The following is a 26,898-nucleotide window of genomic DNA, read 5'->3' as shown; positions in this document are numbered from 1 at the left end:
ACACAAAGAGATTTCTAATATTTTATGGAATTCTATCGCGTACAGTAATACGACCGACTTCTAATCCTTCAATGAAAACAACTATTTCGTCAGATAAGCTGTAGTCTTGGCGTTGTTGATATGTTGGTTTTATTGTTGAGGTTGTAGGCTGTGTATAAACTTCTACTTTTTGTTCGGGAAGATTAACAAGCCAGTAAAATAAAATGCCTGCACGCGCATAAAGGCGGTTTTTAGAATTGCGATCGCGCTCTAAAGTAGAGTCTGCAACTTCTATAACTAATGCTACATCTTTTGCACCTGGATGGCGATCGAGATAATCGCGAGTATTACCTTTAACAACTACGACATCAGGCTCAGGTTCGCTGTCATCCAGAGTAATAGGTTCTTGTGCATCTACATACCACCCCTCCGGTACAATCTGTTCTAGGGCGTTGCGAGTTAGTTTTGTTGTCGCGCGGTGTAAGGGGTTTTTTGGCATTTTTCGGACTATCCACCCTTCTAATAATTCCACAGGATCGTCCTTAGTTAAAATGCCAAGATGAATCATTTGATGATATTGCTCGACACTGAAGCGCCATACTGGTTCAGTTGGCACGATCGGAGGTTGCTCGAAGTTTAGGACGCTAGATGAAAGAAAGGTAGACACGAGTTTATCTACTACTGGATTTTTATATTTGATCGTAACATTTTTAGTTAGAGATGTGATGGCAAATTTTCAGTATTCTATTTTTGTTTGATTATTGTAGCTTGTATTCCTTCGTTTGCTAAAATCTCTTTTAACCATTGCATCTCAATTAGAGTCCCCTTTATGAGGATATTAGAATAGTTTTCTAACATTTTTTTTACTTCTACAATTGATAGATTCAGAGCTTGACGTAATATTTTGATTGCTTTGACTTTACTGACCTCTAATTTCTCGATTACGAGAATCCACTCACCTTGTTCGGATAAAATACTCTGTCAGATTTCATCTGGTGGAAAACCGGTATCGTCTGATTCTACTGCTGCCCCACAAAATGAACAAGTAGATGAAGTAAACCATCTAAGACAGAGGTTAACTACTGCTTGTCCTACTTTTATGTCGATTGGTTTTTGGCAGTCATAACAGAAACTCTTTATTCCGATCGAGTTTTTTTCATCCGCCTAATTCACTTATTTTCTTCTCTGTGTCTGCTTTGTAAGACGCTGCTGAAATGCATTTAACAAGTAATTATACTGCACTACATTCGTATCATCAAAAGCTTCTTCTCTAGTTGCAGCTAAATCTAAATACTCTATCGGTAAACCAAATTGCTCTGCTGTAAGATCGTAGCGCATCCTATTTATGTAGTTATAGAAATGCCAGCTTTCACCAACTCTAGTTTTAAGTAATTGACCACCATAGCAATCTTGAATAACAAGAGCAGTCACGCTACATTGTCCTTTTGCAGGATTGTCTTGAGTATAGAGAGAGCTTGATTCTCGCGACCAACATTTTTTCAGCAGATGTGTAATTAATTTCTCGTTCATAGCAATTAACACCATTGAATTAACTCGGATGACCTGGACGATAAATCTTGCCAATAGACCGATCGCAATTAATTTCTATCACTAAATCTACTCGCTGGGAGTCTTGAATTAGAGGTTTAATAAATAAATCTGGGTGAAGCGATTTCCAAAAATATTCTACAAATTGCTCGATTTGTAAATCTGTCATTCCTGTTTTACCTGTTGCTATCATTTGATGTTCGGCATCTTTACGCCACTGTTGGCTGAGACGATAATCAACTGGGTAAAGAATTATTAATCGGTCTAGTTTGTCCCATAAAGGTAAATACTCTTGCAATCGAGTATTCATATAGATCGCGAATTGCCGATCTTCGTAAGTATTAATCGGCGGCGGTGGACGATCGAAATTGCTCGGATCGATCGGTCGAACTCCTACAAACCAACCTTCAAATAAAACAATATCAGCACCATTCACAATTTCAGGCGTACCGCGATCGCCCGCACCATGCCAAGCTGATTTATCAAAACGGGGAATTTCAATGGGTGAATGGGGCTCGGATTGGCGCAATCGATCCAAAACCTGCAAACCTAATTGAATATCGTGAGTTCCTGGTGGACCTCGCCAAATGAAACGCGGGTCTTGCTGTTGTAAAGCTAGGCGATCGCTATAAGTCTTGTACAAATCATCAAGGGATAAATTCAGAGTTCGATAACCCAAATGTCCTAAAATTAGACTAAGGATTTTTGCTAGAGTCGTCTTCCCCGTCCCTTGTCCGCCCAAAATACCTTGAATTAAAGTACGTGACTGCGCCTGACGGTAGGAGGCTATCTGCATAGCCAAGGGTAGCCACAAACCCCGTAGCGTCTCCTCTAACTGCTGTGGTGGTTTGTGAAGGGTGTTTTGACAAAAATGCTCGAAAGTCGGGTAAAAAGAGCGTAAAAGCTGCGATTGGTCATTGGTCATTGGTCATTGGTTGATGGTTGATGGTTGATGGTGAGTGGCTAGACTCTTTTCTAGTCACTGGTTCCACTAACCACTAGCCACTAGTCACTAGTCACTGGTCACTGATTCAAGACCCTAGCTTAAACGCTTCTAGAAACAAACTATAAGTTAAACCAATTTTGAGCGCGTTTAGTGCTTCAAGCCACAACCCGCGCCTTGCTTGCCAGATACGGTTGTAGTAGATGCGATCGATAATTTCGCTGCCAGCAACCAAAACCCCAGCGCCGATGATATCCCAATCAGCCGCTTGTCCGGCTATGGTGGAGAAAGCAGAACCGAGGAAAAAGCCAAATAGCAAGCTGACTATTAAAACAGATAAGCGCCGCCAAGGATTGAAAAACCAGCGCTGTGTTGCTGCCGCAATTGCCCCTAAAAGCCCGTTAATTCGAGTATTTTGCATTTGTTGAAATTGGTGCTAACTATGACACAACAAAATTTGAGCTAATATTTCCTTCGCCGTATTACATACCAGCTTTAAGCCTGTTTCAATAGTAATAGGGAGCGATCGCAACAGTTACCAGTTTTACAGTAACCAGTTAATAAAAATAGCATCCCGCTCAGTCACCAAACCGCACGTTAATTTCAAGAATTATCTTTATCTGTAGACAATATGAACGCCAAATCTCCCGGATCTTATCCTGCGGTAATTATTGCTTCTGTATTGGGTGTATTGGGATTGGTAGGAATATTACTGCTGTGGTTTCAAGTCTCGATTACTGTCGAACCAATGGGATCGGATACAGCAGTCTTGCCAGGGAAATCAGCGATAAATTCCCCAGATGAAACTGACGTAACTAACAGTACTGCCATTGTTTCACCCGCCTCTACCCCATCAGAGCGATCGCCAGAACCAACAACTATAGCTCAGTCTACTCCACAAGCACCAACCGCAGCACCGGTTCCTGGGGCTTTGCGCGTTAGCAACCAAAGCGAGCAACCTTTGCGCGTCGCACTACTGACAAAACAGCCTGAAACGAGTTCTACAGCTAGCAAGGATAAATACAGCGAACCCATCCACTGGGACTTTGCACCTGGAGAAGGTAGCAGCCAAGGATTAATCTTATCCCTACCTCAAGGCAGCCTGAAACTGAAAAAAGGAGATGTGATTGTCGCTTTCGCCGAAGATGGATCGCGTCGTTATTGGGGTCCATATATCGTAGGCGAGACACCAGCACCAGTTTTAGATCGGCAAACTTCTGAGTGGCAATTAGTTTTACAGCCTTAAATCGGGAGTCGGGATAAGAGAGCTGAGGGAGCTGAGGGAGCTGAGGGAGCTGAGGGAGCAGGGGAGCAAAACTACCATGCACCACGCACCACGTACCACTTTTTAACCAACTACCAACTACCAATTACCCATTATCCACACCCCACACCCTATTTACTGGTCACTGGTCACTGGTCACTGGTCACTGGTCACTGGTCACTGGTCACTGGTCACTGTCACCCCACTCCCTACTACAATTAAACACGACCACTCATACGAGTCGTTTGACTGCGCGATCGCATGAAACTGAGTTTGGCTCGCAGCCTCGACCATTGGCTGCAAAACAGATCGGATCGGACAGCCTTAGCTTGGCTGTTGGCTATTATCTGGCTGTTGCTACTAGGAGGAATGGCTTTTTTCTGGCGCTTGGGTAGCAACGGGCTGCTGGATGAGACAGAACCTTTGTTTGTAGAAGCTGCCCGCCAAATGACAGTGACGGGAGATTGGATCACGCCCTATTTCAATGGCGAGACGCGATTTGATAAACCACCTCTGATATATTGGTCGATCGCGATCGCCTTTCACGCTTTAGGAGTCAACGAATGGGCGGCGCGACTTCCTTCAGCGATCGCGGGATTGTGTTTAGTTAGTTTTTGTTTTTACGTCCTGAAGCGTTATGGCATTGCAGCCAGGGCAAAAAAAGAATTTCTGCCAGTGAAAAATCGGCTCTCTAGTCCGAGTCAATTATGGCTGACGGCGGGTTTAGGGGCAACTATGCTCGCCCTTCATCCCTTGACTTTTTTCTTCGGGCGCTTGGGCTACTCAGATATGTTATTGAGCGCTTGTTTTGGCGGCGGACTGTTTGCTTTTTTTCTGGGTTACGCTCAAACAGAATTGCCAAAGGTGCGATCGCGATGGTATCTCACTTTTTACATTCTGATTGCCTTAGCGATTTTAACTAAGGGACCAGTGGGAATTGTCTTGCCAGGATTGATTATCTTCAGCTTTTTGGTTTATCTAGGCAAAGTTAGAGAAGTGTTGCGAGAAATGTCCTGGTTGCGCGGGATGGCGCTGGTGTTAGCCATTACCGTACCTTGGTATATTCTCGTCACGTTGGCAAATGGTGAAGCTTATATTGATTCTTTCTTTGGCGTTCACAATTTCGAGCGATTTACCAGCGTCGTCAACGAACACCAGGGACCTTGGTATTTTCACTTTATTGTTGTTTTATTAGGTTTTGCTCCTTGGTCGATTTATTTACCAGTGGCGATCGCCCGCATTCAGCCTTTACAGCGCCAGCACTGGCAAGATCGACCGCGATCGCACCACCTCGGCTTATTTGCCGTATTCTGGTTTGTGGGAGTGTTGGGCTTTTTTACCGTTGCGGCAACGAAATATTTCAGCTATACCTTGCCGTTGATGCCTGCGGCTAGCATTATTGTGGCTTTATGGTGGAGCGATCGCATTGCTCAAACGCAAAGTTTTCGCCGTCCTGGGTGGGGATTTAAACTCAGTTGCATTGCCAACCTAATTTTCTTAATTGTCCTCGCATTTGCCTGCTATTACAGCCCCAACTGGTTAGAAGACGATCCTTCTATGCCCAATATTGGCGCACGCATACAACAGGCGACTTTACCAATTATGGGGGCGGCGATTTGGTTAAGCAGCGCGATCGCGTGTTTAATTCTAGTACTTAAACGCCAGCATCATCGCCTCTGGGGAGTCAACTTAATTGGATTTGTTGCTTTTTTGATTTTTGTAGCATTCCCCTTCTCTCATTTAGTCGATCTCGAACGACAACTTCCTCTACGTCAATTAGCCCAAGCTGTTACCCAAGTTCGCCAGCCTGGGGAAGAATTAGTTATGCTGTCTAAGGGATTTCCCAAACCCAGTTTAGTATTTTATACCCAACACCCCGTTACATACGTTCTGCGATCGTCCCGCACTTCGCGCAAGATTCGGCAAATTCTGGGCGATCGACAGTCGGATACTAAGTCAGTGTTATTAATTGCCCCCAGTAAAGCTCTAGCTAAAACAGGCTTGACACCCCAGCAATCCGAACCAATTAGTCAGGCTGGAATCTATCAATTACTTCGAGTTAGGTAAGAGGCAAGAGGACAAGGGAGACAAGGGAGAGAAGAGAGCTGAGGGAGCTGAGGAAGCAAAAATACTCTACCCCCTATTTACCACTAGCCACTAGTCACTCTCCACTGACAACTGATAACTGATAACTGATAACTGATAAATGACAAATGACCAAAAAGTAGCAGCTTTATTAATTGGAGGACTGATATTTAGGATAACCATTGCAATTTTGCTTTATCCTGGTTTTGACGAAGCTTATTACTTTCTCTACACGTTAAATTTAGATTTAAGCTATTTCGATCATCCGCCTTTAGTGGCTCTGATGACGGGTTTTGGTTGTTGGTTAACAGGGGAAGTATCTCAATTTACCATTCGGTTAGGAGCCTTAATCTTACATACAGGCTCTCTATTTTTACTCTATTTAACTGGGACAAGATTATTTTCACCTTCAGCCGGAATATTTGCCCTGGCGATCGCCTCTCTCGTCCCCATTTTTCAAATCGGTTTTGGTGTTTTAACTTTGCCTGATAGTCCTTTAATCTTTTTTTGGACGGCTAGCCTATACTGCGCTAGCTGGGAATTTTTTCCTAACAAACAAGAAAAAGATCGACCTAAAAGATACCAGCCCAGCTATCGTTTGGCAATTCTGGGCTTACTTGTTGGTTTAGCCTGCCTAAGCAAATATCACGGGTTTATTTTAGGACTAGGATTAGTTGGCTTTTGTTTGACTCGTTCCCGCTATCGTTCTGCCTTATATTCTCCTTGGACTCTGTTTGGACTAGGATTATTTTGCTTAACAATTTCTCCCATCTTAATTTGGAATAGCCAGCATGAATGGGTTTCTTTCCGCTTTCAATCACGACGAGGAATTCCCTCGGGAGGATACAATTTTTTAGATTTATTTGTCACTTTCTTGTCTGGAATTGGCTATTTATTTCCCACATTAGGACTTCCTTTGTGGTGGGTTAGCTTAAAGATATTTTTTAGAAATATATTGGCAAAGTTACCTCGATCGAAGTTTAAGAGAACCGGAAGCGGGGAACGGGGAATAGTAACTGGTAGCGATCGCGAAATATTCATTCTCTGGGTTTCTTTACCCCTAATTTTAGGTTTTACTTGGTTGGGAGGATACAAACAAATCTTACCAACTTGGGCTACACCTGGATTTTGGGGAGCTACTTTGTTGTTAGGGCAAGCAGCAACAGCCTGGAAAATCGCCCATCCTCGCTGGGTACGTCGCTGGCTGTGGGGAACGGGAATCACATTGAGCAGTCTCTTGCTCTTTGCATTGCTGCACGTAACTACTGGAACCTTACAAAAACCAAGTCAGTATGCTTTATTTGGCGGCTTTGTCCCTCCAGAGGACGATCCTTCGATCCAAATATTCGACATTCAGCAGTTGAGACAGGGATTTGCCACATCACCAGTTTTACTCTCTGCTTTACAAAATTCCAGCTTTGTGTTTACCAATCGTTATTATCTCGCCGGACAAATAGGGATGGCTTTGGCTCCTCTCGCGCCAACACCGATGACAACCTTCGATCGCGATTTGCGGGGATTTGCATTTTGGTCAAAGCCTGACGAATGGATTGGCAAAGATGCTTTGTACGTCACCAACAATCTTTTCGTCCAAGACCAAAAATTTCTCGATCGCTACAATCTCTACTTCCAATCGATTGAAAAGATTGGCACTGTACCCATCAAGCGTGGCGGAGCAACTATAGATACTTTTCACATCTACCAGGCAAAAAATCTCCTTAAACCCTATCCGCGTCCCTATGGAAACAAGTAGGTAGAGGAGCAGAAGGGCAGGGGGCGAAGGGGGACAAGGGGGACAAGGAAGCAGGGGAGCTGAGGGGCTGAGGAGCTGAGGAACTGAGGCAGCAGAGGAAGCAATTCTATCCACTAGCCACTAGCCACTAGCCACTGATAACTGATAACTGAAGTAAGATGCTTTTAAGGAAGATCGATTGCCATAATTTTAGATGAAATGATGCATAAATCTAGATCGAGAAGGGATGGTAGAACTCATGGCAGATAAAATGCAGTGGGCAAACGCCCTATCAACTCGCCCTTCTTTAGAGGCTGCGGTGGCGGAAGTTGTGGAAGTGGCAACTTCTGCTTTACAAGCACCAATAGATTTAGGCATAGTCTTTATTTCGTCGGCTTTTACCAGCGAATATCCCCGCCTGCTACCTTTGCTGAAAGAACGCATATCCATCCCAGTGCTAATTGGCTGTAGCGGTGGTGGAATTATTGGGATGGATGGGCAAAAACAAACCCAAGAAATAGAAGATTTACCAGCCCTGAGCTTGACGTTAGCACATCTTCCTGGCGTGCAAGTCACGCCGTTTCATATCGTCTCAGAGGAATTGCCTGACTTAGATAGCTCTCCTAATACCTGGGAGGAGCTTTTGGGCGTTCCTGCATCTCCTACACCGCAATTCATTTTACTAGCTGAACCATTTTCATCTCAAATCAACGATTTACTTGCAGGACTAGACTTTGCTTATCCTGGTTCGGTGACTGTTGGCGGACTTGCCAGCAGTAGTCAAATGGGTGGTCGAATCAATTTGTTTTTCAACGATAAAGTCTACCGTGAAGGAGCAGTCGGTGTTGCTTTAAGCGGAAATGTCGTGTTGGAAACTATTGTGGCGCAAGGTTGTCGTCCGATTGGCAAACCTTATCAGATCGGCGCTTGCGATCGCAATATCGTCTTAGAACTAGAAGCTCAACCCCCCTTGACAGTGTTGCGAGATATATTGGAAGACTTAAGCGAAGACGATCGCGAGTTGGCACAAAATTCCTTATTCATTGGTGTAGCGCGAGACGAATTCAAGCAAGATTTAGAACAGGGGGACTTTCTCATCCGTAACTTACTAGGAGTAGACCCGAAGTTTGGCGCAATTGCGATTGGCGATCGCATTCGTCCAGGACAGCGCATTCAGTTTCATCTGCGCGATGCCAATACCTCAGCTGAAGATTTAGAATATTTGTTGCAACGCTATCAAATTCAAACTCAATCTTCTCCTGCTGCGGCTGGAGCGCTGATGTTCTCCTGTCTGGGCAGAGGTGAAGGACTTTATGGTAAAGCTAATTTCGATTCGCAATTATTCCGCCAATACTTACCAGGTCTACCCTTGGGTGGCTTTTTCTGCAACGGTGAAATCGGTCCTGTCGGCAATAGTACCTTTCTGCACGGGTATACCTCTGTTTTTGCTATATGTAGGGAACAGTAACCAGTTATCAGTTATCAGTTATCAGTTATCGGTAAAGAAAGGGTGTGGGGCGACAGTGACTCCTGACCAGTGACCAGTGACCAGTTAGTTATTCGATCTCCTCTGCTCCCTCTGCCCCTCTGCCCCTCTGCTTCCTTGTCCCCCTTGTCCTCCTCTGCTCCCTCTGCCCCTCTGCTCCCTGCTCCCTGCTCACTGCTCCCTAAACTAGTGGTTATTCGCGTTCGTCAGCACGTTAATCCGTTAGCTAACAAGTATCAAACTCCGGTCAGTCCGCCAGAGTGGGATAAGATATTTGTTCTGCCTACCCAACCGCTACATCTAGATATAGGTTGCGGGAAGGGACGTTTTGTGTTAAGGATGGCGCAGCTAGAGTCTAGTTGGAATTTTCTCGGACTGGAAATTCGGGAACCGTTAGTAGATGAGGCGAATAAGTGGCGGGATGAATTGGGATTGACCAATTTGCATTACCTATTTTGTAATGTGAATAATTCGCTATTACCTATCCTCAGTTCTTTACCAGAGGGAGTATTGCAGCGCGTCACGATTCAGTTTCCCGATCCTTGGTTTAAAAATCGCCATGCTAAACGGCGAGTCGTACAACCGGAGTTGGTAGAAGAAATCGCCAAATATCTCATTCCTGGGGGAATCGTATTTTTACAATCAGATGTTGAAGCGATCGCAGTAGAAATGCGCGATCGCTTTCTCGCCTGTTCTGTGTTTCAAATCCAGAGTGAAAATTGGTTGTCAGAAAACCCTTTACCCGTAGCTACGGAAAGGGAACAGTCTACTCTGTCGCGTGGAGAACCGGTTTATCGGACTGTATTTCTCAGAAGTTAGTCATCCTGCTATGTTCTTGGTGGGAAGAGTAACCTGGAGGTTAGCTGTTGCGCGATCGCTGGGAATCAGCTTTTCAGTTCCATGTGAGCTGCTGTTTCTTTAGTTTGAGCTAGGAATGCTTCTAGCAGAGGTTTGCCAAACTGCATCAAAGATTGTGACACTCTTTCACCTGCTGTTTCTGGCGTACCTGCATTAAAAGGCGGTTCGGGACTGTACTCCAGCATCAGTTGAGTCATCTTCGCCATATCTTCCCCACAGAGTAAGCCTAGCAGAGTTAAACCAAGATCGATTCCTGATGTGACACCAGCCCCCGTCACTCGATTGCGATCGATCTGCACCCGTTGAGGAACAACTTCAACCCCAGCATTGCCAGTTGCTCTCGAAATGCCCAATGACAGGTTGCTTTATAGCCTTGCAATAAACCAGCTGCTGCTAAAATCATCGACCCCGTGCATATACTAGTCACATATTGGGCTGTCGTACCCTGCTGTTTCAGGAAATTTAGAATTTCAGGATCTCTCATTATTTCAACTTGTCCCATCCCACCACCAGGGACACAGATCGCGTCAAGGGGTGGACAATCTATCAGTGTTGTGGTTGGAATCAGGGTTAGTCCTTCATTACTGACGATTGGATCTAGCGTTTTCCAAATTAAATGTACTTGCGTATTGGGCGGAAATGCCAGAACTTGGTAAGCTCCCGTCACGTCGAGTTGAATAACGCCAGGATAAATCAAAAAGCCGAATTGTAGTAGGGTCATATTTTCACTATTGCCTGAAATTTCCGATCGTGAAACGATTGTAGGCAGAGGCTCCAATCCTGGGAAGTCCTCAAGTGGGTACACTTTTAGCACGATTATGGTTAGTTCTCTTCGTTCTAGGCGATCGCTACTGCATCAACCGAACGAGAATTGCGATGCAGGTTCATGGATGGTGTCGGCACGTACTTCGGGATACAAAGCTGGGGGATTTACTTTCTAGATCGAGAGAACCGCATAGCCAATTGCGATATCCAAGGTGTCTCAGATACTTTTGTTAAGCGGCATAGGATTGCAGATAGAAGACCGTTCGATTAAACCCAAGACGGCAACCACATCCGCCAGCGATAACCTTCAGGAGACAGCGGTAGACCTAAATAAAGCGGCATCCAAAAGACAAAAGCCAGAAGAATCAAAAATATTGCCGTTACGCCTAACAGCCGTAGGTTTCTGTGATAACTGCGCAACCATCGATCGACGATCCAAGCCAAGGCTAGCACGGCAAACACCGAAGCACCCATGTAGTGGTACAAAAACGTACAGCGCGTCACCCGCATCCACGGTAATAAATTGGCTAACCAATTCAGGGTGAAGAACAAATAAATTCCAGTATTTTGAATTCCAAAATTTTGAATTCTAGGATTTTGTGATGTAGCAGAATTAACAGTTGCAAACGCAATCGCGCTTTTAGCAACTACCCAAACAGCATACAAAATTGCAACAGCGGAGAACCACCACAAGATCGGATTTCCCATTGCGTGTACGTCGTAGATGACTTTTGCGCTCGCTTCTGGTAGAGGTGGTCCCACGACTGGTACTGATTCGTCAAGAGAAATGGTAGTTTTGTAAAAATAGGCAACCGGACGCAACATCAACAACCAGGTGTACCAGCGAGAACAATATGGATGCACGTCTGCACTACTACCGATGCGTTGGTGATAGAACAAGATCTCGCGCTGCATTTCCCAAAAGTTAGGTGTGGGATTGAGCATGAGGTGAGGAATCCAACTGATACTGTAAATGGCAACAGGGATGATTGCTAGGTAAAAAGCTATTTCTAGGAGAGTTGGTAATTGGTAGTTAGTAGTTAGTAGTTGGTAGTTGGTAATTGGTAATTGGTAATTGGTAGTTGCTCCCTTGTCCCCCTTGTCCCCCTTGTCCCCCTTGTCCCCCTTGTCCCCCTTGTCCCCTTGTCCCCCTTGTCCCCCTTGTCCCTCCCTACTCCCTGCTCCCTGCTCCCTACTCCCTGCTCCCTTGTCCGTTTGACAATCCAAGCTACAATCCACAACAAATATGCTCCTAATAAAAAACCTAAGCCGTTCCATTTAATTGCAGCGGATGCACCGAAACCTATTCCAGCTAGGGTAAGCCACAAGTAGCGCTTTTTTTTAGGTGCTTTCAATGCTATTAACAAAAACCAATGCCCAAGTAGCCCTAAGATGACTAAATATATATTGTTCAAGGCGTAGCGAGATTCGACGAGAAATAACCCATCGGCGGCGGCGAAGATGGCTGCAATTACAGCATAACTGCGGCGATCGCTCAACTGATAGGCAATTCCCCCCACAACTAGCGGCACAAACGAGCCTGTTAAGGCATTCAGCCAGCGATAACTCCAAGGAGAATGCAAAGAACCCGTCAGTCCGTTCACTATGTCTCGGTCGATCGGCATGTGTCCGCCCAACCACATTGCGATCGCGATAATGTATTGACTCAGTGGTGGATGGGCGTTAAAAAATTGCGTTTGCGTCAGATAGTTGTTCGCAAATTTTGCATAATACACTTCATCAAAGACTAGTGTATTGAATCGACTCAATTGCCAAAACCGCAAGCCAGCGCTGAATGCAAACACTGCAACCATAGCGATCGCCAACCAGGGAGGACGCGGAAACTTTCTAGTAGAGGGCATATGATGTCACTCAACTCAAAAGAGTTAGCACATGCTAAAATCAGTCTTCTATCTTAACGACCTAACCGTGCAATGGAGCCACTCCCAAGGCGATTGTACTCACTTTTGCTAGTTTTTCACTTGATTCAGACTATTTAATGCAGCCCATCTTTTAGCTAGACATAAGCTATACAAGTACTTTTGCCAGCAGTAGCGGTTATTAGTTTAAATATATTAATCAATCATGGATTGCTTCTGGTATGGCAAATCTAGTATAAATCTACATGAACTAAAAATATTGTTAATTTCAGTCTTCAACCTGTTCGCCCTCAAACACGAAAGCACGTAACCCCAAAACTGTTAGATGCTCTGTTTCCAGAAAAAATCTCTCGCTGGAGAAGACTAGACTATCTGTTGTTGTTAAAGCTCATTTAGGCTGAGAAGCCTTCAAAATTCTGTCATGTTTCGTAGTGGCAAAGTTAGCCGTAAGGCAAAAGACATGGTAGAGAGATTGCAGCAGAGCGAAAAATAACGACTGCCGATCGAGTAGGTGACGTTCTTAACTTGACCTAATGTATTAAATTAGTATAAATTTTATAACGCCAAGTAAAATAGACGAAAAATTCAGTTTCTGAAGCAAACTAGAATGCGAAAACCAGTTTTAACCATTTTTTATCAGTTTAATCCCTGGTTTCCCAGCATAGGAGGCATTCAAACCGTCATTCGATACTTTATCAAATATGCTGCTAGCGAGTTTGATGTCAGAGTTGTAGGAACTTCAGACCGAGCTAATTTCTCTTCTAGAAAGTGGCAAGAAGCAGAGCTGGAGGGAAGGGCGATCCAGTTTTTCCCCTTGCTGACCGTGGAGAATGATGATGTAAGGGGTTTGCTGCCGACCACGGTGAAATATACCGTAGCGTTATTGCAGCATGACTTCGCTTCAGATTTCATGCACTTTCATCGAATCGAACCAACGCTAGCCTCGCTTAATTGGCAGGGAGATAAGACTCTTTTTATTCACAACGATATTCGCCAGCAAATGACTGCCAAGGATAATAAGAAGGCAATCTTATGGCGATATTTTCCGGCAGGCTATTTTGCGCTAGAAGGACTATTAATAAAGCAATTCGCCGAAATCTTATCGTGTAATACGGAATCAGTCAAGCTTTATCAACAACGTTATGCTAATCTAAGCGAACGAATTAAATACATCAAAAATCCGGTAGATAATGGAGTATTTTACCCGCTTTCTCCCGAGCAACGCGAGGAAGGAAGACGCGCCTTAGCAGCGCGGATGGGCAAATCGGCGGAGACTCGTTTTTTATTATTTGCCGGACGCTTGCACCCGCAAAAAGATCCCGTTTTGTTGGTGCGATCGCTGTTTGCCATGCAGCAGCCAAACGTACACCTCCTAATTGCAGGTGCGGGAGAACTAGCTGAGATAGTAAAAGCAGAGATTGCTCGATTAGATCTATCTCAGCAAGTGACTCTTTTAGGCGCGGTTCCACCAACCGAACTCGCAAAGCTACAACAAGTTTGTAGCGCCTTTGTATTAACGAGTGCTTACGAAGGCTTGCCGCTAGTAGCGTTAGAAGCATTAGCTTGCGGTACGCCAGTAGTCACTACAGATTGTGGAGAAACACCTAAATTACTGAGTTCAGGTAGCGGGATCGTTTGTCAAGAACGCACGCCAGAAGCGATCGCCTCTGCCATAAGTCAGATCCTTTCACGAGATAAAAATTATACAATCGAAGCTTGCGTGCGGGCTGCTGCACCATACGGGGTGCGTCAAATTGTCAGTGATGTGTATCAAAATATGTGGGTGCGCTGGGAACAGCGTCAGTTAGCATCTGGTGTGTCTACAAGTTATGTCTAGCTGGTCAACCTATGGATGAGGAAGTATGACAGGGATAAGATACGACCCGAATCAACTTGCCGCACCTGTGGCAAAAGAAGCGGTCTCCGATGCCAATCTAAAGACCGCTAGGCTCCCAAACACACGTAAATCTCAGGAGTCCACTCTTATACTAGCCAACAAAATTTGCCTCGCCCATAGTTTCTAAGGGAAAGCTCAAGATTCAACAATTGACTCATTGGAACGAGTAAGGACAAAAAAGATCGACAAATTGAATGCAACAAGCCAGCTAGTCTTCTAAGCCAATCTAGAGACGACTGGTATACCCAAACACACGTAGATTTAACAGACACACTTTGCATGAGAATAGCCGTTATTGGTGCTAAAGGATTGCCCGCCAACCAGGGTGGTATCGAACATTACTGCCAGGAAATGTATCCCCGTATGGTGGAACGCAATCATTCCGTAGACCTGTTTGCCCGCTCCTCTTATCTAGGTTCTTCCTGGCTGGAACAGTATAAATACAAAGGGGTGAGAGTTATTTCCTTGCCCTGTTTGCAGCTAAGAGGAGCAGATGCCTTTTTCACTTCCCTACTAGGGGCGATCGCGGCAAGCGGCAGTCAATACGACATCATTCATTTCCACGCTCTCGGACCCTCGGTATTTAGCTGGTTGCCAAAATTTGCCTCCACTGCCAAAGTCGTTGTCACCTGTCAGGGCTTAGATTGGCAGCGGGCAAAGTGGGGTAAAATCTCCAGCCGCATCTTACATGCAGGCGAACGAGCCGCAGCACGATTTGCAGATGGAATTGTCGTCGTCTCTGACGAACTGCGCACCTATTTCAAACAGACATACAATCGCGACACGGTTTACATCCCTAACGGACCCGCTAGATACGCTCCTACAGATGGTAGTTTTGCCTACGGTACTTCCTTAGGACTGACTCCAGGCAAATACATTACCTATGTCGGCAGACTCGTACCGGAAAAGCGTCCAGATTTGCTAATTCAAGCTTTTCAAAAGCTAAAGCCGCGTGACTGGAAACTCGTTCTCGTCGGCGGGACAAGCGATACTAATGCCTTTGCCACCGAGTTATCAGAACTCGCTAATAACAACCCTAACATTGTCTTTACAGGAGAACTCCGGGGGCAAAAACTAGCAGAAATCGTGCGTGGGGCGGGATGTTTTACTCTCCCTTCCGATTTGGAAGGACTACCCCTAGCCATGCTAGAAGCCATGCAAGAAGGCGTACCAGTCGTCGCCAGCGATATTCCCGCCCACCAGCAATTAATTGCTCAAGATCGGGGATTGCTGTTCGGGGCTGGCGACGTAACAGATTGCACCCAGACTTTAGAGCGAGCGATCGCCCATCCCGAAGCACTGGCTGCAATGGCAAATCGAGCGCAAAAATACGTTCAGCAGCACCATAACTGGGATGATATTACTACTGAAACTCTGAACGTGTACAAAACACTGAATCAGACAACAACAATCCGCCCCAGTGTTGCCAAGCAACTGGCTACTACCCCTCCCGTTCAAGCTTCAGAAAAAATAAGTCGCTAACCACGTTAACCAACAGGCTGATAGATGAAGGTGTTGTGATGGAACAGAAATACGCGCTTTTACCGACAATTTTTTATCGGCGGCGCTTGCCCGCTTTAGCCACCTTCATCTCAGTGATGCTTGGTGCGCTGGTCTATCTTATATTTGCCCCCAGGACTTACGAAGCAGAAGCGCGGCTGATGCTTGATGGCAAACAATTGAGCCTAGCTGGAGAAACAGGACGCGATTTGACTCAAGAATCAGCCCGACTTGACTCCAACCCAGTCGCAACCCAAGCGGAACTCGCCCTTTCCCAAAAAGTTTTACGTCAAGCAATTTACGAAGCGTATACGGCAAATAATCGCAATAGTAACGCAGAACCACCAACGGTAGAAGAACTCAGAAAACAGTTAAAAGTTAAAACCGTTCCTGCAACTAGCATTCTGGAAATTAAATACAGCAACAAAGACCCCTTAATCGCGGCTAAACTGCTCAATGCTTTAACAGAAGCCATGATTAACGAGGATACGGCAGTGATTCGGCGCGAGGCTGGCTCGGCACGGCAATTCTTAGCAGTAGAAGTTCCGAAAAAACGCGCCCAGCTTGCCCAAGTAGAAGCAACGCTATCGCAGTACAAGCAATCGCAGGGAATTGTCTCGATCGCCGACGACCAAGGACGGGACAACGCCCAGACGACGAGTATAGTCGAAAGTCTAGCCCAGATAGAAGAACAGGAACGCACCACGCTTGCCCAACTGCAAGAAGTTAAGGCACGCAATAGTTCGCTAGAACAGGTGACAGATAGCAGCACCTTAAAAAATACCTATGCCACCGTCCGCAGCGGGCAGAACGAGCAACTGCAAGCACTACGCACGCAATTAGTAGAGTTGGAGGCAAAAGTTGCTAGCGCTCAATCGAAATATAAAGCCGACAGCCCACCACTGCTGAATTTAATCGAAGAACGGGATGCAGCCCGCGCCCTCTATCAGCAAAAAATCGGTAGCGAAACAGGCAACCCAGCGGCTAGTACTCCCAACGCCGCTACTGACAAGTTAAGCCAAGATCTTGCCACGCAATTAATTACTGGAGAGGTTGAGGCTTCAGCATTAGAAGGTAGACTTGCAGCAATTCGTCGCGATCGCGCTACCCTGCAAGAACGCCTCAACCAACTGCCAATCCGCGAACAAGGATTAGCCGCCTTGGTACGGCAACGCCAAGAAGCAGTCACCTCCTTAGAGTTTTTGCAGCGCAAGTTAGAAGAAGCACGGATTGCCGAAGCGCAAAAAGTCAGCAACCTGCGTCCGGTTGACCTTGCCGAGCCGCCCAGATTACCGACTTGGCCCAATCCCGCGATCGTTTTGGTACTTGCCACCGTCGCTGGAGGTACGCTAGCCCTCGGGACTGTGCTGTTACAAGAAGGACTCGACGGCACGCTACGCAATGCTACAGAAGCAAGCAGTCTAGTCGAAGTTCCCATCATGGGGGTGCTGCCTGTGATCTCACCAGAAGTCAGGGGCAAAGAATACGCTGATGCTTTGATGCAAGAGCCAGCGATTCTAGAATCCTATCGCAGCCTGCTGAGATCCTCAGAATTTGCTGCCAACGAGGATATTAAAGTTATCGTCGTCAGCAGCGCTCTGTCTGGTGAAGGCAAATCTTTAGTGTCTTCCTACCTTGCCGCAGTCGCCGCCACCCTATCGCGCCGCACCTTACTCATTGATGCCGACTTACGTTGTCCGACACAACACAAACTTTTTAAACTTGCTGCCAAACCAGGTCTTGCAGAAGTGGCACAGGGTAAGCTAGCTTTGGCAGAAGCCGTTCAAACTACGGGTATTGACAAATTAAAAGTTCTATGCAGTGGCAGACCTCGCAGCCATCCTTCGGAATTATTTGAATCCAAGCAGATTCAGCAAGTTATCGCCGCTGCTGCGAGTCAATACGACCTGATCGTCATAGATACTCCCCCCGTGACGAGTTGCGTCGATGCCGTGAGCTTGTGCGGCAACGGCGAAAAACTACTCCTAGTTGCCCGTCCGAGCTTTACGCAAAGGGATATCTTCACGCAAGCAGTGGCAGAACTCAGGGCGAAACGAGTCGAGATCTTGGGAGTTGCCGTCAATGGGATCGATCCTCAAATTGACAAGTACTACCGTTATGCTTTCCAAAGCTACAAGACTCTGACTAATGTTTCCTAGAACTAGCTGCTAAAACCAGGTGTTATGAACGTGAGAAATGAAATCAGAAGGTTAGCCACCAGCTACCTGCCTGCTTCACAGGTCTCTTTTTGGATCGGAGTGGCGGGTGTCTTGGTAGGGCTAGCTGCGGGCATCCTGGTAGCTGCTCAGCCTGTTTATCTATTTGCTGGGGCGATCGCTTTTGCGATTATTATCAACTTCTTTGCTGATTTTGAACGCACGGCGATCGCCCTGTTAATTCTTCGCAGTTCGCTGGATATCTTCTCGGCGCAGCAAATTCCGGCATTATTTGCGCTAGGACTAGCGGCTTTAACATTACTCTACGTCGCCGCTGCGTTTTTAGAACGACGCACCATACAGACAGATTGGTTTTGGTGGTTTTTGTTGGCGTGGGTGATGCTGCAAGGTTTGTGGCCCGTGCTCTGCATCTTGGGAGGCTTGGGACTCGATGCCTCGCCCTACCTAGCAGATAACGTCAGAGAGTGGACGCGCTTATTCTCGTGGGCAATGGTCTATCTATTAGTCATGCAAATGAAAGATAGAGTTGCGCCGCAAAAGATTATCGCGCTGCTATTTTTCTCGTTAATTCCCCCAATAATTGTCGGCATGTTGCAGAAATATGCTAATTTCTGGCTACCATCTATCCTGGCATTGAAAAAGCCAGCGATTGTTAGTCAGTTTGTGCCAGCGGAGGTGGTCTCAGGCACGCGGATCAACAGCACGTTTGCCCATCCGAATAATTTCGTACTTTATTTACTACTTTTTATTTGTTTGGCTTTCTGGCAACTGTTACGGGGAAGCAAACCACGCTGGATGTGGTTGATTCTCTTATTTTTAATGGCAAATCTCTACGTCGGTACTGGGGCAATTTTTGGTTTAGTCATGCTCGTGACGGCTCTAGGAATTGCGATCGCCCCCAGGTTGAAATTTTATAATGCCCTTGGTGGCATCATGTTACTGCTGTTGGTTATAGTTCTATTTGCCAGTACGGATTACGGACGCAGCCGCCTGGATGGAATTGCCAATACACCACTGCTGAACCCAGATATCGACGTTTCGCGGGCGATCGTTATGTCGTTTTCCGACTACAACAGTTTTAACTGGCGGATTGCCCAGTGGTATTATCTTTTACGCGCATGGCTGTACGAACCTTGGTTTGGCTACGGACTTGGTACTGGCGTTTACTTGAGTCCGTATAATTTAGTACCGCACAACGACTACATTCGCGCTTTAGTAGAAGGAGGTATTATCGGTTTGGTAACGTTTGTGGCACTCTTGGTGGCACAGGCGATCCGACTGCTCCAACTGCTGCGACAAGCTCCTAAAGGTAGCGATCGCTGGAATTTCTGCTGGAGTTTGTTAGCCCTACTGATTGCAACGTCCTTGGGTATGGCAACGGATAATGTTTGGAGCGGTACGGCTTTTTACTTTTACTGGTGGACTGTAATGGGCATAGCAGGCTGGAACTGGCAAGAGCGGAAGGATCGCAGTGCAGGCGATCGCGCCATGCTGTTGACGATGGAGACTGCTATCGAAGTGAAAAATTAATCCTCATTCCAAATGAATCCGTGAAAACACAATCTCCCATTTCCTTATCAACTGCTGACAGTACTCCTTCGTCCCTGCGTCTATCTGAGGAAACACAACAATTGTTGTGTTGTCCAGTTTGTTCCGCTCAATTAGAATTGGACGAGTCTCAGCTCAAATGTACGAACACTCTATGTCAGGCTTGTTTTCCGATCGTGAATGGCATCCCCATATTGATTGACGATGAGGCAAGCGTGTTTGCGATCGACGATTATCTCGATATAGACAATTCAACTCTCAAACCAAAACCTTTATGGGAAAGACAACTCATTAATTTAATTCCCAGCATTCATTTAAATCTTAAAGGCAAGCAAAACTATCAAAAATTTGTTGCCCTACTTCAGCAACGCCATTCCCGTCCAAAAGTTTTAGTTGTTGGTAGTAGCATCAGAGGTCAAGGAATGGAACCCCTGTATTCTGCTCCTGACTTAGAACTTGTAGAAACAGATGTTGCTTTTGGCGCGGATGTCTCAATTATCTGCGACGCTCACAGCCTACCTTTTGCAGACAATTCTTTCGATGGAGTTGTCATTCAAGCCGTCCTCGAACACGTCGTCGATCCTTATCAGTGCGTCGCAGAGGTGCATCGCGTTCTCAAACCAGAAGGAGTTGTTTATTCCGAGACTCCTTTCATGCAGCAAGTCCACTTGGGGAGATATGATTTTACTCGCTTTACCCACTTGGGACATCAGCGTTTATTTAGAAATTTCGCCGAAATCGCCAGCGGTCCAGTTTGCGGTACGGGAATGGCACTCGCTTGGAGCTATCAGTATTTTCTGTTGAGCTTTGTCAAGTCATCCGCTGCTAGAGCTTTAGTAAAGACAGTAGCAAGGCTAACTAGTTTTTGGTTGAAGTATTTCGACTACCTCTTAATTGACCGCGCCGGAACGTATGATGCGGCATCTGGTTTCTATTTTCTCGGTACGAAAAGCGATCGCACTGTTTCAGATCGAGAATTGCTGGCTCAATATAAAGGCGCTCAAGCTAGCTCTTTTTAAAAGAGCTTTACCATACAATGGTATATTTTACCTGATAGAAACCAAAGATAGCTGCAAAGCAGAATCTTTCCCTGAATTTGCCGCTATCGCAATTTAATGCGATCGATCGCACTCTATCTCGATACATTTCAAAGCCCAATTATTAACTAATATAGCAATCCTATTTGATTCATGAACGCTTCTAGCCTGCGGCAGGCTAGAAGCCTACTTTACAAATCATTTGAAACCGCTATATCTGCATAGCAATATACCGATTTATCGTAGAAAGTGAGATAAAGACAAGTCAATGAATGACAAGCTCGTGCTTGTATCAAGACTTGTTCATCTGTGAAGAGATGTTGCCCGATCGCTGTTTCTTGTCATGAAGATCGAAGCGATCGCATCAAGTCAAAAAATGATTTCAATTGGCTATTATGTATTTCCGATATCTAGACGAACTGAAAAGAAATACTCTAGTTTAAGAAACATAATTTCCCAAGTTGAAATTTAACAATATGCCTAAAGTTTCAGTCATTATTCCAGCCTACAATTCCATCACCTATTTACCAGCAACTCTGGACAGCGTGCTGAGACAGACGTTTACTGATTTTGAAGTCTTAATTATTGATGATGGTAGTTCGGATAATACTTCTGCATGGGGCAGTCAAATCCAAGACCGGCGCGTCCAATTCATGACTCAAGCCAATCAAGGTACTTGTGCCGCACGCAATACAGGTATTGCTCTGGCGCAAGGAGAATACATAGCATTCCTCGACGCAGATGACTTGTGGCATCCAACCAAGTTAGCTAAACAAGTCCGCTATTTGGACGAACATCCAGAAGTCGGCTTAGTGTATACTTGGACAGCATTGATCGATCCCGAAGGTAGACCTACGGGCAGAATCTTTGCCAATCGCGATCGGGGTGACGTGTGGCAGCAACTCGTACAGCGCAATATTACGGAATCTGGCAGTTCGTTTATGATGCGCCGTTGCTGTTTTGAAACTGTAGGGGTATTCGACACGACCTTATCCCACGTTGGCGACTGGGATATGTGTTTGCGAATTGCCGCTCGCTATAATTTTGGGGCGATCGAGGAACCTTTAGTGTACTATCGCCAGTACTCGAACAGCATGTCCAAAAACTGGCAGCGGGTGGAGAAATGTTTTTATACAGTGCTGGACAAAGCATTTCAATCTAAATTGCCAGAACTACAAGATTTAAAAGACCGTTGTTATGGCTTGGTAAACTTAACCCTTGCTTGGAAATGCCTGCAAACTCAAACCAAGGATTACAAACAAGCGATTCAATTTCGTACCACCGCGATCGCCTATTCCCCTCAACTGCGGTACTCTAAAGAGTACGTTCGCCTGAGTGTAGCAATTGCGATCGTGCGCTGGTGCGGTGCTGATGGCTACAATCGTCTCTTGGCAATATTTCATGCTCTGCGGCGGCGAATCTCAAACCTCAGAAATCGGCTTTCACTTCCTCTCAGTACGGGTTAAGTGTTGCTTGTAACTTATGCTTCAAGTAGTTCGAGTCCTCAATCGTCTAGCTTAGTGCGACCGGACGGCGACGAACTACCGTCTAAAACCAAGAATTAATGCATACCAACCAATCTCTCAAAACTCTCAAAAACAAAGTCCTCCAAGGAGGTATTTATCTAACTATTAGACAGTTGGCAGCATCAGCGCTTTCCTTAGTCAGCGTGCTGGTAATTGCTCGCGTCTTAGGACCAGAAAATTATGGCGTAGTTGTCTCGGCTGCATTTATTCTTTACTTTACTTTCTGGACGGCAAAATGCGGCTTAGATGTCTACTCGATCCGCCAACCCACTTTACCGAAAGATGCCGCAGAGCAGATTTTAGCGTTTTACAATACGGTAGGAATCGGGCTGTGCGTGTTGCTGTGGTTTGCTACGCCTCTAGTGGGTGCGTGGACGGGACAAAGCGTGCTAGTCGAAGTTCTGCGGTGGCTAGTTCCCGTCATTTGGTTGGAAATGGTAGCTAGTGCCTCGATCGCGATGATGGAGCGAGAACTGCGTTTCCCTCAAGTTGGTTTAGTTGAAACTTTGGCACAGGTATCGAACTATGCAGTCTCCGTACCGCTCGTACTCCTAAATTGGGGCTATTGGGGACCAATCGCTGGTTTTGTCGTTCAGTTTACGCTACTAGCAGTGATGGCTTCTGTTTGCTATCCGATCGCGTGGCGTTGGCGCTGGCAACCGCAATTCATCAGTTCTGCACTGCGTAGCGGTCTGGCTTACTCCGGCTCTAATTTAATTTGGAATTTTAAAACTCTCACCGTCCCCCTAGTTGTGAGCCGTCTAGGTGGGTTAGAAGCGGCTGGAATTGTCGGTATTGCCATCCGTCTTTCCGATCAGTTGGGAATGCTGCGGATCGTGATCGCTCGGCTTTCGATCAGCACTCTTGCCAAATTACTCGGCGATACTGATGCATTGCGCCGCGCCATCAGTCGTGGGATTATCTATCAAGGTCTGTTGGTTGGTCCAGTGTTTGCTCTCTTTTCTTGCTGTGCTAACTGGATCGTCCCTTTAATGTTTGGCAAGAGTTGGCTACCCAGCACCCAAGTCTTTACGTTCGTTGCCCTAGCAACCTTGCTCTACACGGTATTCAACATGCATATTTCGGCGTTATATGCCGCAGGACACAATCGCGATGTGGCTCGGTTTAACGCCATCTATATTAGTCTGTTTTGGCTAGCTGCTTGGCTGCTCCTACCAGTTTTAGGAGCTTGGGGTTATGGCGTGGCAGAATTATTTGCCTTACCTAGTTTTTTGGCGCTGCATTTTTCCATCACCAGATTGTGTGGCGCACCGGATTACGGGGATGCAATTTGTTTAATTATCGCCACGGCAATTCCCCTACTTGCTGGTCCCTGGCTACCGTTTTACATCAGTTTGAGTTTGTTGGTTGCCAGCTACAGTATCTTATTTCTGGCTCGACCCACCCTCAGAAGCATTCCTCTAGAATTGTATGCAGCTTGGAAAACGCCTAAGCCTGCTAAGTAGTAGAAAGTCATTTGTCAATTGTCATTTATGGCGATCGATGGTTAGTTCTCAGTTTTGACTCTTCGTTTTGCTCAAGAGCAAGCTTTTGACTTTTGACTTTTGACTTTTGACTTTTGATCTAGACTGCCAAAAATCGCTGAATGACATCCTGACTGAGTTCGCTGGTAGTACCAGATGCGACAATTCCGCCTTTTTGCATCGCATAGTAACGGTCGGCTTGGCGGACGAAATGCAGGTGTTGTTCTACCAACAGCACGGAAATTCCAGTTGTAGCGATAATATCGCGAATTGCTGCCTCAATTTCTAAAATAATGGAAGGCTGAATTCCTTCTGTCGGCTCGTCTAATACGAGTAAGCGGGGATTTCCCATTAAGGCACGGGCGATCGCCAGTTGTTGCTGTTGTCCGCCGCTTAAGTCACCACCCATCCGCGATCGCATTGTTTTCAAGACGGGAAACAAGGAAAAAATGCGATCGGGAACCTTTTGATGGTTTTTTCTACCTTGGGGTAGCGCTTCAAAACCGAGTAGTAAATTTTCTTCTACTGTTAAGCGAGGAATAATTTCTCGCCCTTGAGGAACGTAACCAATTCCTAATTTTGCTCGTTTATCTGGAGACTTCAAAGTTATCGGCTGTCCGGCAAAAGTTACTGCACCGCTACGAGGTTTAATTAACCCCATAATTGTTTTTAGCAGCGTCGTTTTTCCCACACCGTTGCGCCCGATCAGACAAACCATTTGTCCTTCTGTAACGCTAAGATCTACGTTGCGTAAAATATGGCTTTCACCATAATAGACATTCAATCCAGCAACTTGTAACACTGGTTTTTGGGCAGTAGAAGAATTGAATGATGAGGCGATCGCGTCTGTAGCAGGATTCATATTTGATTTTTGGTAATTGGTAATTGGTAATTGGTAATTGGTAATTGGTAATTGGTAGTTGGTAGTTGCTCCCCCAGCTCAAGAGCAGCTCTCTTTTCCCTACTCTCTACTCCCTGCTCCCTGCTCCCTGCTTGTGTTCTACTTCCTGTCCCAAATACACTTCAATCACGCGAGGATCGTTTTGTACTTCGTCAATGTTACCTTCACACAGTACCGAACCTTGATGCAACACTGTTACCTTACGCGCAATCTGACGCACGAATTCCATATCATGCTCGATCACCATAATGGAATGACTTTGAGCCAAAGCTAAGAGTAAATTCCCGACATTTTCGGTTTCTTCATCGGTTAACCCTGCAACAGGTTCGTCAACTAATAATAAATCTGGCGATTGCGCTACAAGCATTCCAATTTCCAGACGCTGTTTTTCTCCGTGAGATAGTTTTGACGCAGGTAGATCTGCATTTGCAGTGAGTCCAATTGTTTCTAATAACCCAGATACGGTTTGGCGTTCCGCACTCTTAGGTTTACCAAATAAAGTTGACCACAGCTTTTTTTGTTGATTGCAAGTGATTTCTAAATTTTCTCGTGGAGTTAAGTTGAGATATATTCTAGGCGTTTGAAACTTGCGACCGATCCCCATGCGGGCAATTTGATGTTCTTTGAGCGATCGCAAGTTTTTTCCTTTGAACAATACCCGTCCTTGAGTTGGTTTTGTCTTCCCTGTAATCACGTCCAAAAATGTTGTCTTTCCTGCTCCATTAGGACCAATAATAACTCTTAATTCACCTTTGTCTAAACTAAAATTAAGGTTTTTCAGTGCCTTAAATCCATCAAAACTGACCGTAACATCTTCTATTTCTAAAATTTTTTCGCCCACTTTATACCCCCTGTTTCAGTTATCAGTTATCAGTTATCAGTTATCAGTTATCAGTTATCAGTTATCAGTGGTAGTTGGCAATTGGGTGGTGCGTGGTGCGCTCAGGCGTGGTGCGTGGTGGGTGTAGTGTTTTTTCTCCCTCAGCTCCCTCAGCTCTCTTCTCTCCCTTGTCTCCCTTGTCTCCCTTGTCTCCCTTGTCTCCCTTGTCCCCTCACTCCTCACTCCTCACTCCTCGTCTCTATCTCCTGCCGTTCGCTTTGCACTTCTGGGTTGACTTCAATTTCAGGATAAGTTGATAGCTGCCGACGATGACCGAGCTGCAACAAGTCAGAACTACGCAACCAACCGACAATACCATCGGGTAGCACGGTCACAACGATTAAAAATAGCGCCCCTTGGAAAAATAGCCAGATCTCGGCAAATTGTTCGCTGAAAAAACTTCTGGCATAGTTGACGAGCAATGCTCCTACAACTGCGCCTACTAAGCTGCCACGTCCGCCAATTGCTACCCAAATAACCATTTCAATTGAGAAGGCAACATCCATCGCTCTTGGAGATACGGAGCCGCTTTGGAGAGTATACATTGCCCCTGCCAACCCCGCGATCGCCCCTGAAATTGCAAAAACTAGCACTTTAAATTCTGTCGGGTCGTAACCGGAAAACCGCACTCGACTCTCATCATCCCGAATCGCTACCAGCAGCCGTCCGAAGCGTCCGCTAGTTAACCAGCGACACAAGGCATAGGTAGCAATGAGTAGCAGCACCGTCAGAACGTAAAAAGTAAATTGCGACGGTCGCGACCCTACGGCTGTACCCAAAAGAGTTTTGAAGTTAACGAGTCCATTCGTACCGTTAAATAGTTTTTGCTGCCCGTTAAAAAAGTTGAAAAAAACGATGGTTGCTGCTTGAGTCAAGATCGAAAAATAAACGCCACGAATGCGATTACGAAAGACCAAATAGCCCAACAAGGCAGCCAAGATCCCAGGAATCAGCACCACAGCAGCCGAAGCAAAGGGAAAAGCTTGAAATGGATGCCAAAACCAAGGTAGTTCGGTCACGCCATAAAGTCCCATAAAATCGGGAAGTTCCCCTTGAGGGACTTGGAGTTTCAAGTGCATACCAATCGCGTATCCACCCAAACCAAAGAAGATCCCGTGACCTAAACTGAGTAACCCGGTGTAACCCCAGATCAAATCTATGCCCAAAGCGACAATTGCCAGGGATAAAAATCGTCCTAACAAATTGAGGCGAAATGGGGAAATTAAAGTTGGAATAATAAAAATTAATAAGAGTGCGATCGCGCCTATTATACCTGCTTCAATTAAGAGCGATCGCTTCTTACCTCGCTTTAATCCTCGTCTCCCTATTGCTGCGTCTGCTGTCATTTTTAATTCCTTCTTGATTGGTCATTGGTCATTAGCCATCGATCGTTTGTAGTTACTAGCTT

General features: G+C 45.7%; 21 protein-coding genes and 2 pseudogenes. 13 read left to right on the top strand and 10 right to left on the bottom strand.

Going from position 1 to position 26,898, the window contains the following annotated elements; genetic code table 11:
* Nucleotides 1–22 precede the first annotated feature (22 nt).
* The 4 genes from M5J74_RS18470 to M5J74_RS18455 all read right to left on the bottom strand — a co-directional run bounded on the left by M5J74_RS18470 (nt 23) and on the right by M5J74_RS18455 (nt 2,891).
* Nucleotides 23–646, bottom strand: coding sequence for a Uma2 family endonuclease (locus M5J74_RS18470; protein ID WP_250012701.1), 624 nt, complete (start codon nt 644–646; stop codon nt 23–25).
* A gap of 506 nt (nt 647–1,152) precedes the next feature.
* Complete coding sequence (locus tag M5J74_RS18465; RefSeq protein WP_015155539.1) at nt 1,153–1,524, bottom strand: hypothetical protein; 372 nt, start codon at nt 1,522–1,524, stop codon at nt 1,153–1,155.
* A gap of 4 nt (nt 1,525–1,528) precedes the next feature.
* Nucleotides 1,529–2,452: a glycerate kinase gene (locus M5J74_RS18460; protein ID WP_015155538.1), complete on the bottom strand. Its 924-nt coding sequence runs from the start codon at nt 2,450–2,452 to the stop codon at nt 1,529–1,531.
* 106 nt (nt 2,453–2,558) lie between these two features.
* Nucleotides 2,559–2,891 carry a DUF565 domain-containing protein gene (locus M5J74_RS18455; protein ID WP_015155537.1) on the bottom strand — a complete coding sequence of 111 codons (333 nt, stop codon included), beginning with the start codon at nt 2,889–2,891 and terminating at the stop codon, nt 2,559–2,561.
* Nucleotides 2,892–3,101: 210 nt separating this feature from the next.
* On the opposite strand from M5J74_RS18455, the gene M5J74_RS18450 reads away from it, so the two are divergent.
* From M5J74_RS18450 to trmB, 5 genes are all read left to right on the top strand, one after another.
* On the top strand, nt 3,102–3,716 hold the full coding sequence (locus M5J74_RS18450) for a hypothetical protein (RefSeq protein ID WP_106216538.1): 615 nt from the start codon (nt 3,102–3,104) through the stop codon (nt 3,714–3,716).
* A gap of 279 nt (nt 3,717–3,995) precedes the next feature.
* Nucleotides 3,996–5,801 carry a glycosyltransferase family 39 protein gene (locus M5J74_RS18445; RefSeq protein WP_015155535.1) on the top strand — a complete coding sequence of 602 codons (1,806 nt, stop codon included), beginning with the start codon at nt 3,996–3,998 and terminating at the stop codon, nt 5,799–5,801.
* Nucleotides 5,802–5,940: 139 nt separating this feature from the next.
* Nucleotides 5,941–7,572, top strand: coding sequence for a glycosyltransferase family 39 protein (locus M5J74_RS18440; protein ID WP_250012700.1), 1,632 nt, complete (start codon nt 5,941–5,943; stop codon nt 7,570–7,572).
* 238 nt (nt 7,573–7,810) lie between these two features.
* Nucleotides 7,811–9,019, top strand: a complete 1,209-nt coding sequence (locus M5J74_RS18435; protein WP_041463243.1) for an FIST N-terminal domain-containing protein — start codon at nt 7,811–7,813, stop codon at nt 9,017–9,019.
* Nucleotides 9,020–9,226: 207 nt separating this feature from the next.
* Nucleotides 9,227–9,856 carry a tRNA (guanosine(46)-N7)-methyltransferase TrmB gene (gene trmB / locus M5J74_RS18430; protein WP_250012699.1) on the top strand — a complete coding sequence of 210 codons (630 nt, stop codon included), beginning with the start codon at nt 9,227–9,229 and terminating at the stop codon, nt 9,854–9,856.
* Between the two features lie 65 nt (nt 9,857–9,921).
* Here the strand turns inward: trmB and M5J74_RS33520 are convergent.
* Nucleotides 9,922–10,616: pseudogene (locus M5J74_RS33520) on the bottom strand (DJ-1/PfpI family protein).
* A 97-nt stretch (nt 10,617–10,713) separates the two neighbouring features.
* Here M5J74_RS33520 and M5J74_RS32805 point away from each other — a divergent pair.
* On the top strand, nt 10,714–10,836 hold the full coding sequence (locus M5J74_RS32805; RefSeq protein WP_256498434.1) for a hypothetical protein: 123 nt from the start codon (nt 10,714–10,716) through the stop codon (nt 10,834–10,836).
* Nucleotides 10,837–10,927: 91 nt separating this feature from the next.
* Here M5J74_RS32805 and M5J74_RS33515 read toward each other — a convergent pair.
* Nucleotides 10,928–12,522: pseudogene (locus M5J74_RS33515) on the bottom strand (dolichyl-phosphate-mannose--protein mannosyltransferase).
* Nucleotides 12,523–13,147: 625 nt separating this feature from the next.
* Here M5J74_RS33515 and M5J74_RS18405 point away from each other — a divergent pair.
* The 7 genes from M5J74_RS18405 to M5J74_RS18375 all read left to right on the top strand — a co-directional run bounded on the left by M5J74_RS18405 (nt 13,148) and on the right by M5J74_RS18375 (nt 23,691).
* A complete protein-coding gene (locus M5J74_RS18405) occupies nt 13,148–14,377 on the top strand; it encodes a glycosyltransferase family 4 protein (protein ID WP_106217432.1) in 1,230 nt (409 codons plus the stop codon).
* Between the two features lie 339 nt (nt 14,378–14,716).
* Nucleotides 14,717–15,919 (top strand): glycosyltransferase family 4 protein, encoded by a 1,203-nt coding sequence (locus M5J74_RS18400; protein WP_015155528.1) that lies wholly within the window; start codon nt 14,717–14,719, stop codon nt 15,917–15,919.
* A 38-nt stretch (nt 15,920–15,957) separates the two neighbouring features.
* On the top strand, nt 15,958–18,096 hold the full coding sequence (locus M5J74_RS18395) for a polysaccharide biosynthesis tyrosine autokinase (RefSeq protein WP_250012695.1): 2,139 nt from the start codon (nt 15,958–15,960) through the stop codon (nt 18,094–18,096).
* 24 nt (nt 18,097–18,120) lie between these two features.
* Complete coding sequence (locus tag M5J74_RS18390) at nt 18,121–19,644, top strand: O-antigen ligase (RefSeq protein ID WP_250012694.1); 1,524 nt, start codon at nt 18,121–18,123, stop codon at nt 19,642–19,644.
* Nucleotides 19,645–19,664: 20 nt separating this feature from the next.
* Nucleotides 19,665–20,681 (top strand): methyltransferase domain-containing protein, encoded by a 1,017-nt coding sequence (locus tag M5J74_RS18385; protein ID WP_371933973.1) that lies wholly within the window; start codon nt 19,665–19,667, stop codon nt 20,679–20,681.
* 494 nt (nt 20,682–21,175) lie between these two features.
* On the top strand, nt 21,176–22,165 hold the full coding sequence (locus M5J74_RS18380; RefSeq protein WP_250012692.1) for a glycosyltransferase: 990 nt from the start codon (nt 21,176–21,178) through the stop codon (nt 22,163–22,165).
* 98 nt (nt 22,166–22,263) lie between these two features.
* The gene (locus M5J74_RS18375) at nt 22,264–23,691 is read left to right on the top strand and encodes an oligosaccharide flippase family protein (RefSeq protein ID WP_250012691.1); all 1,428 of its coding nucleotides are present in this window, start codon (nt 22,264–22,266) and stop codon (nt 23,689–23,691) included.
* A gap of 118 nt (nt 23,692–23,809) precedes the next feature.
* On the opposite strand, the gene urtE is transcribed toward M5J74_RS18375, so the two are convergent.
* The 4 genes from urtE to urtC form a co-directional block, all read right to left on the bottom strand.
* On the bottom strand, nt 23,810–24,571 hold the full coding sequence (gene urtE / locus M5J74_RS18370; RefSeq protein WP_015155522.1) for an urea ABC transporter ATP-binding subunit UrtE: 762 nt from the start codon (nt 24,569–24,571) through the stop codon (nt 23,810–23,812).
* 106 nt (nt 24,572–24,677) lie between these two features.
* Nucleotides 24,678–25,451, bottom strand: a complete 774-nt coding sequence (urtD, locus tag M5J74_RS18365) for an urea ABC transporter ATP-binding protein UrtD (RefSeq protein ID WP_015155521.1) — start codon at nt 25,449–25,451, stop codon at nt 24,678–24,680.
* Between the two features lie 57 nt (nt 25,452–25,508).
* Nucleotides 25,509–25,673 carry a hypothetical protein gene (locus M5J74_RS18360; RefSeq protein ID WP_250012690.1) on the bottom strand — a complete coding sequence of 55 codons (165 nt, stop codon included), beginning with the start codon at nt 25,671–25,673 and terminating at the stop codon, nt 25,509–25,511.
* Entirely contained in the window at nt 25,670–26,836 is a 1,167-nt protein-coding gene (urtC, locus tag M5J74_RS18355; RefSeq protein ID WP_015155520.1) for an urea ABC transporter permease subunit UrtC, read from the bottom strand. Before urtC ends, M5J74_RS18360 begins: the two co-directional genes overlap by 4 nt.
* Nucleotides 26,837–26,898 lie beyond the last annotated feature (62 nt).

This window comes from Chroococcidiopsis sp. CCNUC1, from assembly GCF_023546805.1.
GTDB lineage: Bacteria > Cyanobacteriota > Cyanobacteriia > Cyanobacteriales > Chroococcidiopsidaceae > Chroococcidiopsis > Chroococcidiopsis thermalis.
Note: the sequence above shows the minus strand (reverse complement) of the source record. Positions and strands in the feature narration are given on the sequence as shown.